This window comes from Streptomyces sp. ADI96-02 (genome assembly GCF_003846185.1).
GTDB lineage: Bacteria > Actinomycetota > Actinomycetes > Streptomycetales > Streptomycetaceae > Streptomyces.
This window is the reverse complement of record NZ_ML123034.1, coordinates 532,801-545,600: the sequence shown is the minus strand read 5'-3', so window position 1 is coordinate 545,600 and position 12,800 is coordinate 532,801. Positions and strand designations below refer to the sequence as shown.

At 73.4% G+C, this 12,800-nt stretch carries 14 protein-coding genes; 4 read left to right on the top strand and 10 right to left on the bottom strand.

What is annotated here, in order from left to right:
- Window positions 1–24 precede the first annotated feature (24 nt).
- From mug to EES43_RS02410, 5 genes are all read right to left on the bottom strand, one after another.
- Window positions 25–576 (bottom strand): G/U mismatch-specific DNA glycosylase, encoded by a 552-nt coding sequence (gene mug / locus EES43_RS02430; protein WP_124267122.1) that lies wholly within the window; start codon window positions 574–576, stop codon window positions 25–27.
- A 19-nt stretch (window positions 577–595) separates the two neighbouring features.
- Window positions 596–2,038 carry an adenylosuccinate lyase gene (gene purB / locus EES43_RS02425; protein WP_124267121.1) on the bottom strand — a complete coding sequence of 481 codons (1,443 nt, stop codon included), beginning with the start codon at window positions 2,036–2,038 and terminating at the stop codon, window positions 596–598.
- A 172-nt stretch (window positions 2,039–2,210) separates the two neighbouring features.
- Window positions 2,211–3,065, bottom strand: a complete 855-nt coding sequence (locus tag EES43_RS02420) for an SGNH/GDSL hydrolase family protein (RefSeq protein ID WP_124267120.1) — start codon at window positions 3,063–3,065, stop codon at window positions 2,211–2,213.
- A 125-nt stretch (window positions 3,066–3,190) separates the two neighbouring features.
- Window positions 3,191–4,210, bottom strand: a complete 1,020-nt coding sequence (locus EES43_RS02415) for a hemolysin family protein (protein WP_124267119.1) — start codon at window positions 4,208–4,210, stop codon at window positions 3,191–3,193.
- Window positions 4,207–5,544 (bottom strand): hemolysin family protein, encoded by a 1,338-nt coding sequence (locus EES43_RS02410; protein WP_124267118.1) that lies wholly within the window; start codon window positions 5,542–5,544, stop codon window positions 4,207–4,209. Before EES43_RS02410 ends, EES43_RS02415 begins: the two co-directional genes overlap by 4 nt.
- A gap of 225 nt (window positions 5,545–5,769) precedes the next feature.
- Here EES43_RS02410 and EES43_RS02405 point away from each other — a divergent pair, with 225 nt between their 5' ends.
- The 3 genes from EES43_RS02405 (at window position 5,770) to EES43_RS02395 (ending at window position 6,976) form a co-directional block, all read left to right on the top strand.
- Window positions 5,770–5,997, top strand: a complete 228-nt coding sequence (locus EES43_RS02405) for an antitoxin (protein WP_124267117.1) — start codon at window positions 5,770–5,772, stop codon at window positions 5,995–5,997.
- Window positions 5,994–6,365, top strand: coding sequence for a fic family toxin-antitoxin system, toxin component (locus EES43_RS02400; protein WP_124267116.1), 372 nt, complete (start codon window positions 5,994–5,996; stop codon window positions 6,363–6,365). Before EES43_RS02405 ends, EES43_RS02400 begins: the two co-directional genes overlap by 4 nt.
- A 65-nt stretch (window positions 6,366–6,430) precedes the next feature.
- Window positions 6,431–6,976, top strand: coding sequence for a hypothetical protein (locus EES43_RS02395; RefSeq protein ID WP_241192312.1), 546 nt, complete (start codon window positions 6,431–6,433; stop codon window positions 6,974–6,976).
- Between the two features lie 62 nt (window positions 6,977–7,038).
- Here EES43_RS02395 and bioD read toward each other — a convergent pair whose 3' ends face one another.
- The 3 genes from bioD to bioB are packed head-to-tail and all read right to left on the bottom strand — an operon-like array spanning window position 7,039 to window position 10,334.
- The gene (bioD, locus tag EES43_RS02390; RefSeq protein WP_124267115.1) at window positions 7,039–7,728 is read right to left on the bottom strand and encodes a dethiobiotin synthase; all 690 of its coding nucleotides are present in this window, start codon (window positions 7,726–7,728) and stop codon (window positions 7,039–7,041) included.
- A 1-nt stretch (window position 7,729) separates the two neighbouring features.
- On the bottom strand, window positions 7,730–9,064 hold the full coding sequence (locus tag EES43_RS02385) for an adenosylmethionine--8-amino-7-oxononanoate transaminase (protein WP_124267114.1): 1,335 nt from the start codon (window positions 9,062–9,064) through the stop codon (window positions 7,730–7,732).
- A complete protein-coding gene (gene bioB / locus EES43_RS02380; protein WP_124267113.1) occupies window positions 9,057–10,334 on the bottom strand; it encodes a biotin synthase BioB in 1,278 nt (425 codons plus the stop codon). The genes EES43_RS02385 and bioB overlap by 8 nt, the downstream gene beginning before the upstream one ends.
- 144 nt (window positions 10,335–10,478) lie before the next feature.
- Between bioB and EES43_RS02375 the strand changes: the two genes are divergently transcribed.
- A complete protein-coding gene (locus EES43_RS02375; protein ID WP_124267112.1) occupies window positions 10,479–11,639 on the top strand; it encodes an 8-amino-7-oxononanoate synthase in 1,161 nt (386 codons plus the stop codon).
- Here the strand turns inward: EES43_RS02375 and EES43_RS02370 are convergent.
- Both EES43_RS02370 and EES43_RS02365 read right to left on the bottom strand, forming a co-directional pair.
- Window positions 11,632–11,865: a DUF397 domain-containing protein gene (locus tag EES43_RS02370; protein WP_124267111.1), complete on the bottom strand. Its 234-nt coding sequence runs from the start codon at window positions 11,863–11,865 to the stop codon at window positions 11,632–11,634. The two genes, EES43_RS02375 and EES43_RS02370, sit on opposite strands and share 8 nt — an antisense overlap.
- Before the next feature lie 63 nt (window positions 11,866–11,928).
- A complete protein-coding gene (locus EES43_RS02365; protein WP_124267110.1) occupies window positions 11,929–12,783 on the bottom strand; it encodes a helix-turn-helix domain-containing protein in 855 nt (284 codons plus the stop codon).
- Window positions 12,784–12,800: the final 17 nt, after the last annotated feature.

Genomic DNA, 12,800 nt, shown 5'->3' with positions numbered 1-12,800 from the left:
GGGAGCCGGGATCAGGAGCAGGGATCAGGAGGCCCGACGCGACGTCAGGACGGCCGCGCGGAGACGGGCGTACTCCTCCGCCATGGTGGCGACGGTCCAGTGGGCGTTGAGCCCGCTGGGGTTGGGCAGGGCCCACACGTGGGACCCGCCGATCAGGCGCTCCTGCGGCCCGATCCCGGCGCGCGGTTCCCCGAACGCCGAGCGGTAGGCGGTGATGCCCACCACGGCCAGCCACGCCGGAGCCAGCCGCTCGACCTTCGCGGCCAGATCGGCCCCGCCCGCCCGGAACTCCTCCGCGTCCAGCTCGTCCGCCCGTGCGGTGGCCCGCGCTACGACGTTGGTGATGCCGAGTCCCAGACCGGGCAACTCGCCCTGCTCGGAGGGCAGGAGTTGCCGGGGCGTGAACCCCGACCGGTGCAGGACCGGCCAGAAGCGATTTCCCGGATGCGCGAAGTGGTGGCCCGTGGCGGCCGTCGTCAGGCTCGGGTTGATGCCGCAGAACAGCACGTCCAGACCGCTCGCGGCCACATCGGGAACGACGCGGTCGCGGGCGGCCCGGAGCTCTTCGGGTGTCATACGGAAGGCGAGCGGCCGGTCAGAGGATCGAGCCGGGGGTGTAGCCCGCGGCCCCCGGGTGCTGCTTGGTGATCTCCTCGATCCGGGACACCACCGACGCCACCTGGTCGCCCGCTGCCCCCGTGAACGACAGCTTGTCCGCCATCAGCGCGTCCAGCTCCGCACGGTCCAGCGGAATGCGCTCGTCGGCGGCCAGCTTGTCGAGCAGCTCGTTGCGCTCGGCCCCCCGCTCCCGCATCGCCAGCGCGGAGGCGACCGCGTTCTCCTTGATCGCCTCGTGCGCCACCTCGCGGCCCACCCCGGCCCGCACGGCGCCCATGAGGACCTTGGTGGTCGCGAGGAACGGGAGGTAGCGGTCCAGCTCCCGCGCCACGACGGCGGGGAACGCGCCGAACTCGTCCAGCACCGTCAGGAAGGTCTCCAGCAGACCGTCGAAGGCGAAGAAGGCGTCCGGCAGCGCGACCCGGCGGACCACGGAGCACGAGACGTCGCCCTCGTTCCACTGGTCGCCCGCCAGCTCGCCCGTCATCGAGGCGTAGCCGCGCAGGATCACCATCAGGCCGTTGACCCGCTCGCAGGAACGCGTGTTCATCTTGTGGGGCATCGCGGACGAGCCGACCTGGCCGGGCTTGAAGCCCTCGGTCACCAGCTCGTGGCCGGCCATCAGGCGGATGGTCTTGGCCACCGAGGAGGGCGCGGCGGCGAGCTGGACGAGCGCGGTGACCACGTCGTAGTCGAGCGAACGGGGGTAGACCTGGCCGACCGAGGTGAACGCCTGGGCGAAGCCGAGGTGCCCGGCGATCCGCTGCTCCAGGTCGGCGAGCTTGTCGGCGTCGCCGCCGAGCAGGTCGAGCATGTCCTGCGCCGTGCCGACCGGGCCCTTGATGCCGCGCAGCGGGTAGCGGGAGAGCAGGTCCTCCAGCCGCCCGTAGGCCACCAGGAGTTCGTCGGCGGCGGTCGCGAAGCGCTTGCCGAGCGTGGTCGCCTGCGCGGCGACGTTGTGCGAGCGGCCGGCCATGACGAGTTCGCCGTACTCGGCCGCGAGCTTGCCGAGCCGTGCTAGCACGGCCACCGTGCGGTCGCGCATCAGCTCCAGCGAGAGCCGGATCTGCAACTGCTCGACGTTCTCCGTCAGATCCCGGGACGTCATGCCCTTGTGGACCTGCTCGTGTCCGGCGAGGGCGTTGAACTCCTCGATCCGGGCCTTCACGTCGTGCCGCGTGATCTTCTCGCGCTCCGCGATCGACGCCAGGTCGACCTGGTCGAGCACCCGCTCGTAGTCGGCCGGAGCCGCGTCCGGGACCTCGATCCCGAGGTCCTTCTGAGCGCGCAGCACCGCCAGCCACAGCTGACGCTCCAGCTTCACCTTCTGCTCGGGGGACCAGAGGACGGCCAGCTCCGTGGAGGCGTAGCGGCCGGCCAGGACATTGGGGATGCGAGGCTTCGCAGACACAGCAGTCACGTAGCCGGATTCTACTGGCGGTTTGCGCAGGCCGGCACCGCGGGCCGGTTCGTGGCTTGCTACAAGGCGCGGCGGGGTCCCACTCCAAGCCCCGCCGCCCGGACCGCCCCGCGCTCGGCCGGGCGGACCGTCGCGCGCACGGACCGCGCCGGGCGTGCGGATTCCGCCGGACCTACCGCAGGTCGGCCCCGGCCCCGTCCAGGCGGTGCCAACCGGTCACCGGGCCGGGCGTCCCCTCGCCCCGGGGCGAGACCCAGAAGGCCGCTCCCGTCGCGGCGTCGAACTGCGCGCCCGCCCGTCCGTCGCCGGAGGACCGTCCGGTGAGCCTGCGCCCGATCCAGGGCACCAGGTGCTGACGGGCGAAGCGGGCGTCCTCGAACCGGCGCGCGGCCCAGTGCGGCGGGGCGGAGACCGGTACCGGCGTACGCCAGTCCAGCTCGGCGGGCAGCCCCAGGGCCTGCCAGACCGCCTCGGCGACCCTCAGATGCCCCTCGGCCCCGAGATGCAGCCGGTCGATGTCCCACAACCGCGGATCGCCCATCGCCGGTACGCCGTAGAGGTCGACGACCAGTGCGCCGTGCCGGTCCGCCAGGTCGTCGACCAGGGCGAACAGCTCCTCCATACGGGGCCGGAAGCGCCGCATCACGGGCCCCTCGCGCCCGGGGCTGCGCATCAGCACCAGCTGCTTGCAGGAAGGCGCCAGCCGCTCCACGGCCTCCTCCAGCCGCCCCTTGACCATGCCCATGTCGCACTTCGGGCGCAGTGTGTCGTTGAGCCCTCCGACGAGCGTGACCACGTCCGCCTTGAGAGCCGCCGCCGCCCCCACCTGCTCGTCGACGATCTGCCCGATGAGCTTGCCGCGCACGGCGAGGTTGGCGTACCGGAAGCCCGGGGAGCGCAGCGCCAGCCTCGACGCGAGGACGTCGGCCCAGCCCCGGTAGGTGCCGTCGGGCAGCAGATCCGACATGCCCTCGGTGAACGAGTCGCCGACCGCGACGAGACTGGTGTAGGAGGCATTCAATTCCATGGCCCGGTGATTCTATCGCCCTGCCGCCCGGCACCGCGGACGCCTGCCGCCCCGCACCGCGGACGCCCGCCGCAGCCACACCGCGGACGCCCGCCGAGGCCCCGCGAGCGGTCGCCCCGGGCAGGTCAGCGCGGCTGGGGCCGGCCCACGAGCTCGCGCAGCACGTCCTCCATGGTGACCATCCCGGCCAGCCGGTCGTCCTCGTCGAGGACGGCCGCCAGATGGGTCCGGCTGCGCCGCAGGGCGGTCAGCACGTCGTCCAGCGGGGTCGCCGCCCGTACGCGCGCGATCGGCCGCAGGGCGGTCACCGGGAACGGGACGTCACGGGGCGCGGCGTCCAGGGCGTCCTTCACATGGAGGTAGCCGAGGATGCGCTCCTCGCTGCCCATCACCGGGAAGCGCGAGAACCCGGACTCCGAGGACAGCCGCTCCAGCTCCTCGGGCGTGGTGCCGACCCGCGTGTACAGGACGCGCTCCACCGGCATGACCACGTCCCGCACCGGACGTCGGCCAAGCTCCAGGGCGTGGCGCAGCCGCTCCGCGGAACGGTCGTCGACCAGCCCCGCGTCCCCGGCGTCCTTCACCAGCCGGGCCAGCTCGTCGTCCGAGAACGTCGCCGACACCTCGTCCCTCGTCTCCACCCGCAACAGCTTGAGCAGGGCGTTGGCGAAGGAGTTGATCGTGAAGATCACCGGGCGCAGGGCGCGGGCCAGGGCGACCAGCGGCGGGCCGAGGAGCAGCGCGCTGCGCGCCGGTTCGGCCAGGGAGATGTTCTTCGGGACCATCTCGCCCAGCAGCATGTGCAGATACGTCGCCACGGCCAGCGCGATCACGAACGAGATCGGGTGCACGAGTCCGTGCGGCACGCCGATCGCGTCGAACGCCGGCTCCAGCAGGTGGGCGATGGCGGGTTCGGCCACGATGCCCAGCACCAGGGTGCAGAGCGTGATGCCCAGCTGTGCGGCGGCGAGCAGCGCGGAGACGTGCTCCAGGCCCCAGATGACGCTGCGGGCCCGCCGGTTCCCGGCCTCCGCCTCGGGCTCGATCTGACTGCGGCGCACCGAGATCAGGGCGAACTCGGCACCCACGAAGAAGGCGTTGACCACCAGGGTCAGCAGCCCGATGAAGAGCTGAAGAACGATCACCTTTCCCCCTCCGTCCGCTCCTCGGAGCCGGGCAGCGGCGCGTGCAGCAGCGCCCGCGCGGCCCGGCGGCCCGACGCGTCCACCACGTCGATCCGCCATCCCTCCAGCTCGACGGTGTCGTCCACGGTCGGGATCCGTCCGATCTCGGCGGCGATCAGCCCCGCGAGCGTCTCGTACGGTCCGTCCGGCACCCGCAGTCCGATCGTTTCGAGCTGGTCGGTACGGGCCGCGCCGTCCGCCGACCACAGGGTGCGGCCGTCGGCGTCCTCCCCGGCGGCCGCGAGATCGGGTGTCTCGTGGGGGTCGTGCTCGTCACGGACCTCTCCGACGACTTCCTCCACGATGTCCTCCAAGGTCGCCACGCCCGCCGTGCCGCCGTACTCGTCGATCACGACCGCCATGGCGAGCCTCCCCGACAGCCGGTCCAGCAGCCGGTCCACGGTCAGCGTCTCCGGTACGAGCAGGGGTTCGCGCAGCATCTCCGAGACCCGCTTGCGGGGGCGCTGGTCGGCCGGGATCGCCAGGACGTCCTTGATGTGGGCCACGCCCACGACCGTGTCCAGGCTGCCCCGGTACACGGGGAAGCGGGACAGGCCGGTCGCCCGGGTGGCGTTCGCGACGTCCTCGGCCGTCGCGTGCACCTCCAGCGCCGTCACCTGAACGCGCGGGGTCATCACGTTCTCCGCGGTCAGTTCCGCCAGGTTCAGCGTGCGGACGAACAGCTCGGCCGTGTCCGCCTCCAGCGCCCCCTCCTTCGCGGAGTGCCGGGCCAGCGCCACCAGCTCCTGCGGGCTGCGCGCCGACGCCAGCTCCTCGGTGGGCTCCAGCCCGAAGCGGCGCACGATCCGGTTGGCCGTGTTGTTGAGGTGGCTGATGAAGGGCCGGAACACCGCGGTGAAGAACCGGTGCGGGGTGGCCACGGCCTTGGCCACGGCCAGCGGCGAGGAGATCGCCCAGTTCTTCGGCACCAGCTCGCCGACCACCATCAGCACCACGGTCGACAGGGCGGTCCCGATGACCAGCGCCAGCGTCGAGGCGACGGCCGGCGACAGCCCCGCCGCCTCGACCGGGCCCCGGATGAGCTTGGCGATGGACGGTTCGGAGAGCATGCCGATGACCAGGTTGGTCACCGTGATCCCCAGCTGCGCGCCCGAGAGCTGGAACGTGAGGCTGCGGACGGCCTTCAGCGCGCTCGCGGCCCCCCGGTCGCCCCGCTCGGCAGCCGCTTCCAGCTCTCCGCGCTCCACGGTGGTCAGGGAGAACTCGGCCGCGACGAACGCGCCGCACGCGAGGCAGAGCAGCAGGGCGACGAACAGCAGCAGGACTTCGATCATCGGTTCACCTCCGTCCCATGGTCGGGCAGGGGCGGGAGGATCGCGCGGTATCGGGGGATACGGCTACGGGGAGGCTCGCCCATGGGCGGACGCTCACACCTTTCGGCAGGGGATGGCTGGATGACATCTCATCGTAGAGCGTCGGCGGGAGGACGCGGCCGCACCGGTGCCGGCCGCCGGGCCCTCCTCTTGCCGGTGCTAGCGCCATCGCGCTAGCGTGGGAGCGTGCCCAAGACCCAGCTGAACGTTCGAGTGGACGAGGCCACCGCCGAGGCGGCGCGGCAACGCGCGCTGCAGCGGGGGGTGAGCGTGAACCGCTACATAGAGGAGCTGGTCCAGCAGGACGCGGGCGAGGTGGGACACACGTTCGTCGAGGCCGCCGCCGACTTCATGAAGCAGTACGAGTCGGTGTTCGCCGAGGAGTTCGGCCCGGAGCGCGAAGGCGCCCGTTGAACCTGCGGATCGACCTCTCCTGGCTGCTCATGGTCGCCGAGCACAAGACCCCCGGCGATCCGCAGGTCGTCGACTGGGGTGCGCTCGTCGCCGCCGTCGCCCGCCATGAGGCGGAGATCTTCGGCAGCCCCGTCTACAGCGACCCGCACGCGCGGGCCGCGGCGCTGCTGCAGCTCCTGCTGCACGTGCCCGCCCTGGAGCACTCCAACGCCATGTTCGCCTCCGCCGTCGCGTACGGCTATCTCGTCTCCTCCGGGCTGAAGGTCATCACCTCGCCGGAGCAGGTCCGCGATCTGGCGCTGCTGGTCAAGGGGGGCAAGGCGGACGTGCGGGCCATCGCCGACGAGCTCCGGCAGTGGAGCGTCTGAGTCCCCTTGTGCGCACCCGCCGGAACGGACCCGTCCGGGGGCCCGCCGTGCGTAGCGTCCGGTCCATGACACCGATGACGGACACGACCATCCAGCGCGCCGGACGCATGACCCTCGCGGTCGTCGGCGCCGCCGCCGCCGTCCTGCTCGCCGTGGGCGGAGCGATCGCGGCCGGGACCTCCGACGAACCGGGCGCCGGCGACCCGACCGGCGGGCTCTCGGCCGGCTCGTCGGGCGCGAGCGGTGCGGGCGGCGGCGAGCAGCCGGGCGGGCCGACGCCCATGCTGCCGGAGCCCGGCACGGGAGGCACCGGTGACGGCGGTTCCGAGGGCGGCGACGGGGGTTCCGATGGTGGCGACCCGGGCGGCTCCGGCGGAACCGATCCCACCGCCTCGCCCAGCCCCGCCCCGACCGGCCCCTCGCCGACGAGTTGGCCGCAGCCCAGCATCCCTCCGATGGACCCGGATCCGCAGCCGAGCCCCCCGGCGGACCTCGGCGAGCTGGAGCGGCGCATCGACGAGCTGAACACCAAGGTCGACCGGCTGCCCACCGAGAAGGAGCTGGCCGACGCGCTGCGGGCCATGGCGGACCAGCTGGACAGCCCCTCCTGACCGGGCCGCCGCAACCGCCGCAGGGGCATCGCCGATCCCGCCCGATCGACGAGGCCCGTCCGTCAGCGCGGGGACCAGGTCCCTCCGAGTTCCGGGGCGAGCCAACTCCTCGCGCGCGCGGCGAAGTCGGCGCTCGGCAGCGCTCCCGCCCCGGCCGGTACGGCGCCCAGCAGCGGGGCGCCGGCCGCCACCGGCAGATCGTCGATGTTGCACCGGGCGGCCAGGTCCGGCTCCTGCGGCATGCTGCCCACCACGACGCCCCGGCACGTCAGACCCCGGTGGCTCAGCGCCTCCGCCGTGAGCGCGGTCGCGTTGAGCGTGCCCAGCCCCGCGGGCGCGACCACCAGCACGGGCGCCGACAGCAGCCGCGCGGCGTCCGCGAGCGTGCCGCCGTCGTCGTCGAACCGGACGAGCAGCCCGCCCGCGCCCTCGACCAGCACCAGGTCGTGGTCCGCGGCCAGCTTCTCGGCGGCCTCGGCCACCTCGTACGGCCGCACCGGGGCGAGGCCCGCCCGCCGGGCGGCGGTGGCCGGGGCCAACGGCTCGGGGAACCGGGCCAGTTCCACCGCGGTCACCCCGCCCCCGGCCAGCCGTGCCACCTCGGCCGCGTCGCCGGGCTCGCCGGGCGCGAGGCCGGTCTGCGCGGGCTTGAGCACCGCGACCCGGCGTCCCCGCGAGGCCGCCGCCACCGCGGCGGTGACCACCGTCTTGCCGATCTCCGTGCCCGTACCGGACACCACCAGGATCGTCATCTCAGCCCTCCCGTGCCGCGGCGCACACGGCCCGGCAGATCCGCGCCACGTCGTCGTCGCCCGTGACGTACGGCGGCATCGTGTACACGAGGTCGCGGAAGGGGCGCAGCCACACCCCCTCGCGGACGGCTGCTCGCGTCGCGGCCGCCATGTCCACCGCGTGGTCGAGCTGGACGACGCCGATCGCCCCGAGGACGCGCACGTCCGCCACGCCCTCGATCTCCCGCGCCGGCTCCAGGCCCTCGCGCAGTCCCGCCCCGATCCGCCGGACCTCGCCCTCCCAGTCCTGCCCGAGCAGCAGGTCCACGGATGCCGAGGCCACCGCGGCGGCCAGCGGGTTGCCCATGAAGGTCGGGCCGTGCGCCAGCACCGGCACCTCGCCCCGCGAGATGCCCTCGGCCACCCGCGAGGTGCACAGCGTCGCCGCCATCGTGAGGTAGCCGCCGGTCAGCGCCTTGCCCACGCACATGACGTCCGGCGAGATACCGGCGTGTTCGGCGGCGAAGAGCTTTCCGGTGCGCCCGAAACCGGTCGCGATCTCGTCGAGCACCAGCAGTACGTCCATCTCGTCGCACGCCTCGCGCAGCACTCGCAGATAGGCGGGGGAGTGGAAGCGCATGCCGCCCGCTCCCTGCACGACCGGCTCCACGATGACCGCGGCCAGCTCGTCGGCGTGGCGGGCGACGAGCTCGCGCAGACGCCGTACGTAGTCGGCGTCGGGTTCCGCGTCGAAGCCGTCCGGCGGCGCGTCGGCGAAGACCTGCCGGGGCAGGGACCCCGACCACAGCTCGTGCATCCCGCCCTCCGGGTCGCACACCGACATCGGCTGCCAGGTGTCCCCGTGGTAGCCGCCGCGCCAGGTCAGCAGCCGCCGCTTCTCCGGCCGACCGGCCGAACGCCAGTACTGGAGGCACATCTTGACCGCGACCTCGACGGACACGGAGCCGGAGTCGGCGAGGAAGACATGGCGCAGCGGCTCGGGGGTGATCTCCACCAGCCGGGCGGCCAGCCGGACGGCGGGCTCATGCGTCAGCCCGCCGAACATCACGTGGCTCATCCGGTCCAGCTGGCCGCGCGCCGCCTCGTTGAGGACGGGGTGGTTGTATCCGTGCACGGCCGACCACCAGGACGACATCCCGTCGACCAGTTCCCGCTGCCCGTGGACCGGTTCGGCCAGGCGCAGCCGCACACCGGAGGCCGACTCCACGACGAGCGGTTCCTGGCGGCCCGGCATCGGGCCGTAGGGGTGCCACACGTGTGCGCGGTCCAGCGCCCGCAACTCGTCGGGGGAGTACGGCTTCGGCGCGGAGAATCCCGGCGGGTACGGCTCAGGCATTGGGCGCGAGATCCGTGCCGGCCCCCCGGCGGCGCACGGCCACCAGATCGGTGCGGGCGGCCGTGCCCGCGTCCGTCCGCACCTCGGCGGCGAGGGCCGCTCCGTCGGGCTCGGCGGCCACCGGCTCGGGAGCGCCGTGTCCGCCGCACGGCCCGCAGCCGCCACCGCCGCCGTGCGAACCGCAGCCCGCGGCTTCGGACGCGCCGTGCGAACCGCAGCCCGCGCTGTCGGACGCCGCGGGCGAACCGCAGCCGGCCGCCGCGTCCGCGCGATGGCGGGGCAGCGTCGTCGTCCCCGCGCCCTCCACCTCGAAGCCCGCGTCGGCGATCATGTCGAGGTCGGCCTGACCGGCCTGGCCCTCGCTGGTCAGGTAGTCGCCCAGGAAGATCGAGTTCACCAGGTGCAGGGCCAGCGGCTGCATCGAGCGCAGATGCACCTCGCGTCCGCCCGCGAGCCGCACCTCGACGTCGGGGCAGACGAAGCGGACCATGGCCAGGATCCGCAGGCAGCGCTGCGGGGTCAGGTTCCACTCCTTGGCAAGGGGCGTGCCCTCGAACGGGATGAGGAAGTTGACCGGCACCGAGTCCGGGTCCAGCTCCCGCAGCGCGTAGACGACGTCCACCAGGTCCGCGTCGCTCTCGCCCATCCCGGCGATCAGCCCCGAGCACGCGGACAGCCCGGCGGCCTGGGCCTGCTGGACGGTCTCCACCCGGTCCGCGTACGTGTGCGTGGTCGTGATCGCCCCGTACGTCTCCTCGGACGTGTTCAGGTTGTGGTTGTACGCGTCCGCGCCCGCCGAACGGAGCCGGTCCGCCTGTCCGTCGGAGAGCAGCCCGAGACAGGCGCAGACCTCGACGCCCTCGTTCTGCTCCTTGATCGCCTCGATGGTCCGCGACACCCGGTCGACGTCCCGGTCCGTCGGTCCGCGACCGCTCGCCACCAGGCAGACCCGCTTGGCCCCGCCCGCCACCCCGGCAGCCGCCGCCTTCGACGCCTCGTCCGGCTTCAGCCACGTGTACTTGAGGATCCCGGCCGTCGAGCCGAGCCGCTGCGAGCAGTACGAGCAGTCCTCGGGGCAGAGCCCGGACTTCAGGTTGACCAGGTAGTTCAGCTTCACGCGCCGCCCGAACCACTGACGGCGCACCTTGCCGGCCGCGGCCACCACGTCGAGCAGTTCGTCGTCGGAGGTCGCCAGAACGGCGAGCGCTTCTTCGCGGCTCGGCAGCTCGCGCCGCAGCCCCTTGTCCACCAGCGTGTTCAGCAGGTCCATGAGAGGTGATCCTTGCCTACGGCACCGCCTCCAGCCAAGGAGGAACCAGACAGGAGACGCGGGTGAGGGTGTGTGTATTGCCACACCCTGACCTGCTGCGCACCCGGTTAGGGTCTGTGCGCTGCCTACAAAAGGGACCGTCCCATGTCCTTCGCCCCGTTCGACTGGATCGACGAGGAGGCCCGCCGCCGGAGCGCGGCCGGGCTCGTCCGGGCCCGGCGCCCCAGAGGCGCGGAGCCGGAGCTCCTCGACCTCGCGAGCAACGACTACCTCGGCCTCACCCGCCACCCCGACGTCGTCGCGGCGGCCGCGGGGGCGGCGCACCGATGGGGCGCGGGAGCCACGGGATCACGGCTGGTCACCGGCTCCACGGCGCTCCACGCGGAGCTGGAACGGGAGCTGGCGGAGTTCTGCGGCTTCGAGGCGGCCCTCGTCCTCTCCTCCGGTTACGCGGCCAACCTCGCGGCCCTGACGGCGCTGACCGCGCCCGGCTCGCTCATCGTCTCCGACGCGGGCAACCACGCCTCCATCGTCGACGGCTGCCGCCTCTCGCGCGCCGAGACGGCCGTCGTCGCGCACGGCAGCCCGGAGGCGTTCGCCGCGCCGCTGCGGGCGCACCGCGGGCGGGCCCTCGCCGTCACCGACTCGGTGTTCTCGGTCGACGGGGACGCCGCACCGCTGCGGGAGCTGGCCGAGGTCTGCCGTACCGCCGGCGCGGCCCTCGTCGTCGACGACGCCCACGGACTGGGCGTTCTGGGCGACGGCGGGCGGGGTGCGCCGGCCGCCGCGGGGCTGGCGGGCGGCGAGGGGATCGTCGCGACGCTGACCCTCTCGAAGTCCCTGGGCAGCCAGGGCGGAGCGGTCCTCGGACCGGCGCGGGTGATCGAGCACCTGGTCAACACCGCGCGTACGTTCATCTTCGACACGGGGCTCGCCCCGGCGGCGGCCGGCGGCGCGCTCGGCGCGCTCGGGCTGCTGCGCCGGGAGCCGGAGCGCGCGGCCAGGGCGCGGGAGGTCGCCGCGGCCCTGTTCGCCGGGCTCACCGCGGCCGGGCTGACCGCCGTCCGGCCGGACGCCGCCGTGGTCTCCGTCCGCGCGCCCTCGGCCGACGCCGCGGTGCGGTGGGCCGCCGACTGCCGCGCCGCCGGGATCGCGGTCGGCTGCTTCCGCCCGCCGTCGGTGCCGGACGGCGTCTCCCGGCTCCGGCTGACGGCGCGGGCGGACCTGACCGGGGAGCAGATCGCGACCGCCGTGGCCACGGTCGCCGCCACCGCTCCCCGGACGGCGGCCGTCGCGGTCAGCTGACGCGTTCCCGGAGCAGTCCGGCGACGAAGGCCCTCCACACCCCGGCGGAGAAGCGCAGCGGCGGCTTCGCCACGTCCTTGGAGTCGCGTACGGCCAGGAGCGCGACGCCGAGGCGCGCGGCTTCCACGCAGTTGTTCATGCCGGTGGAGCGGCTGCTGCGATGCCAGCGCGGGCCCCGCTCGGCGGCGGCGGACGGTAACGCGGGCGGAACGAGACGGTCGGACATGGTGCCCCCCTCGGGCGGTCGGACGGTCCGGGGAATCCGGCCGGACGGACCGGTTCCCGTCCTCTAGCCGCGGCGGACGGCGGCGATGAGGTCCAGCGAGTGCTCCGGCGACAACGCGTGGGCCTGCAAGGTGCGGAAGGCCGAGCTGTACGCCTCAAGGTCTTCTTTCCGCTCCAGATAGAGACTACTCGTCAAGTGGTCAAGAACGACCACATTCAGATCAGAAGTGTTCGGAAAAGAGAAGATAACGAAAGGCCCGGTGAGTCCGACGTACCCGCCGACGGAGAACGGAAGTAACTGAAGCCGCACATGCGGGAGTCGCGCCACCTGGGAGAGATGGTGCAACTGGTCCCGCATCACCTCGGGACCGCCCACCTCGCGGTGCAGCACGGCCTCGTCCAGTACGGCCGTGAACCGCAGCGGCGGACTCGCGCGCAGCACCCGCTGCCGGGTCAGCCGGACCTCGACCAGGTCGTCCAGCCGCCCGGCCGGCAGGCCGTCGAGCGAGGCCCGGGTCACCGCACGCGCGTAACCGGCGGTCTGAAGAAGACCCGGGATCACCGAGGTCTCCAGCGTCCGCACCGTACTGGCTTGGGACTCCAGGCTGATGAAGTCGCGGTACTGGGGCGGAATGAGCCCCCGGTAGGCGTGCCACCAGCCCGATCCGCCACCGCCCGCCGATCCCGCGAGGACTTCCAGCAGCGCGCGCAGCTGCGCGTCGCGCACCTCGTAGACGTCCAGCAGCCGGTTCACGTCGCCGGGGCTCACCCCGCTGGCGCCCGTCTCGATGCGGCTCACCTTCGACTGGTGCCAGCCGAGCAGACGCGCCGCGTCCCGGCTGGTCATTCCCGACGCGTGACGCAGGCTCCGCAGCTCCTCACCGAGCTTGCGCCGCCGGACGACGGGGCCGTGCAGCATGCCGGTCTCCTTACGCT

Coding starts and splice junctions, on each gene's coding strand:
- EES43_RS02395 (WP_241192312.1), top strand. CDS start 6,431: ATGACACCGATGACGGACACGACCATCCAGCGCGCCGGACGCATGACC.
- EES43_RS02410 (WP_124267118.1), bottom strand. CDS start 5,544: ATGATCGAAGTCCTGCTGCTGTTCGTCGCCCTGCTGCTCTGCCTCGCG.
- EES43_RS02420 (WP_124267120.1), bottom strand. CDS start 3,065: ATGGAATTGAATGCCTCCTACACCAGTCTCGTCGCGGTCGGCGACTCG.
- EES43_RS02365 (WP_124267110.1), bottom strand. CDS start 12,783: ATGCTGCACGGCCCCGTCGTCCGGCGGCGCAAGCTCGGTGAGGAGCTG.
- mug (WP_124267122.1), bottom strand. CDS start 576: ATGACACCCGAAGAGCTCCGGGCCGCCCGCGACCGCGTCGTTCCCGAT.
- EES43_RS02385 (WP_124267114.1), bottom strand. CDS start 9,064: ATGCCTGAGCCGTACCCGCCGGGATTCTCCGCGCCGAAGCCGTACTCC.
- EES43_RS02370 (WP_124267111.1), bottom strand. CDS start 11,865: ATGTCCGACCGTCTCGTTCCGCCCGCGTTACCGTCCGCCGCCGCCGAG.
- bioD (WP_124267115.1), bottom strand. CDS start 7,728: ATGACGATCCTGGTGGTGTCCGGTACGGGCACGGAGATCGGCAAGACG.
- bioB (WP_124267113.1), bottom strand. CDS start 10,334: ATGGACCTGCTGAACACGCTGGTGGACAAGGGGCTGCGGCGCGAGCTG.
- EES43_RS02375 (WP_124267112.1), top strand. CDS start 10,479: ATGTCCTTCGCCCCGTTCGACTGGATCGACGAGGAGGCCCGCCGCCGG.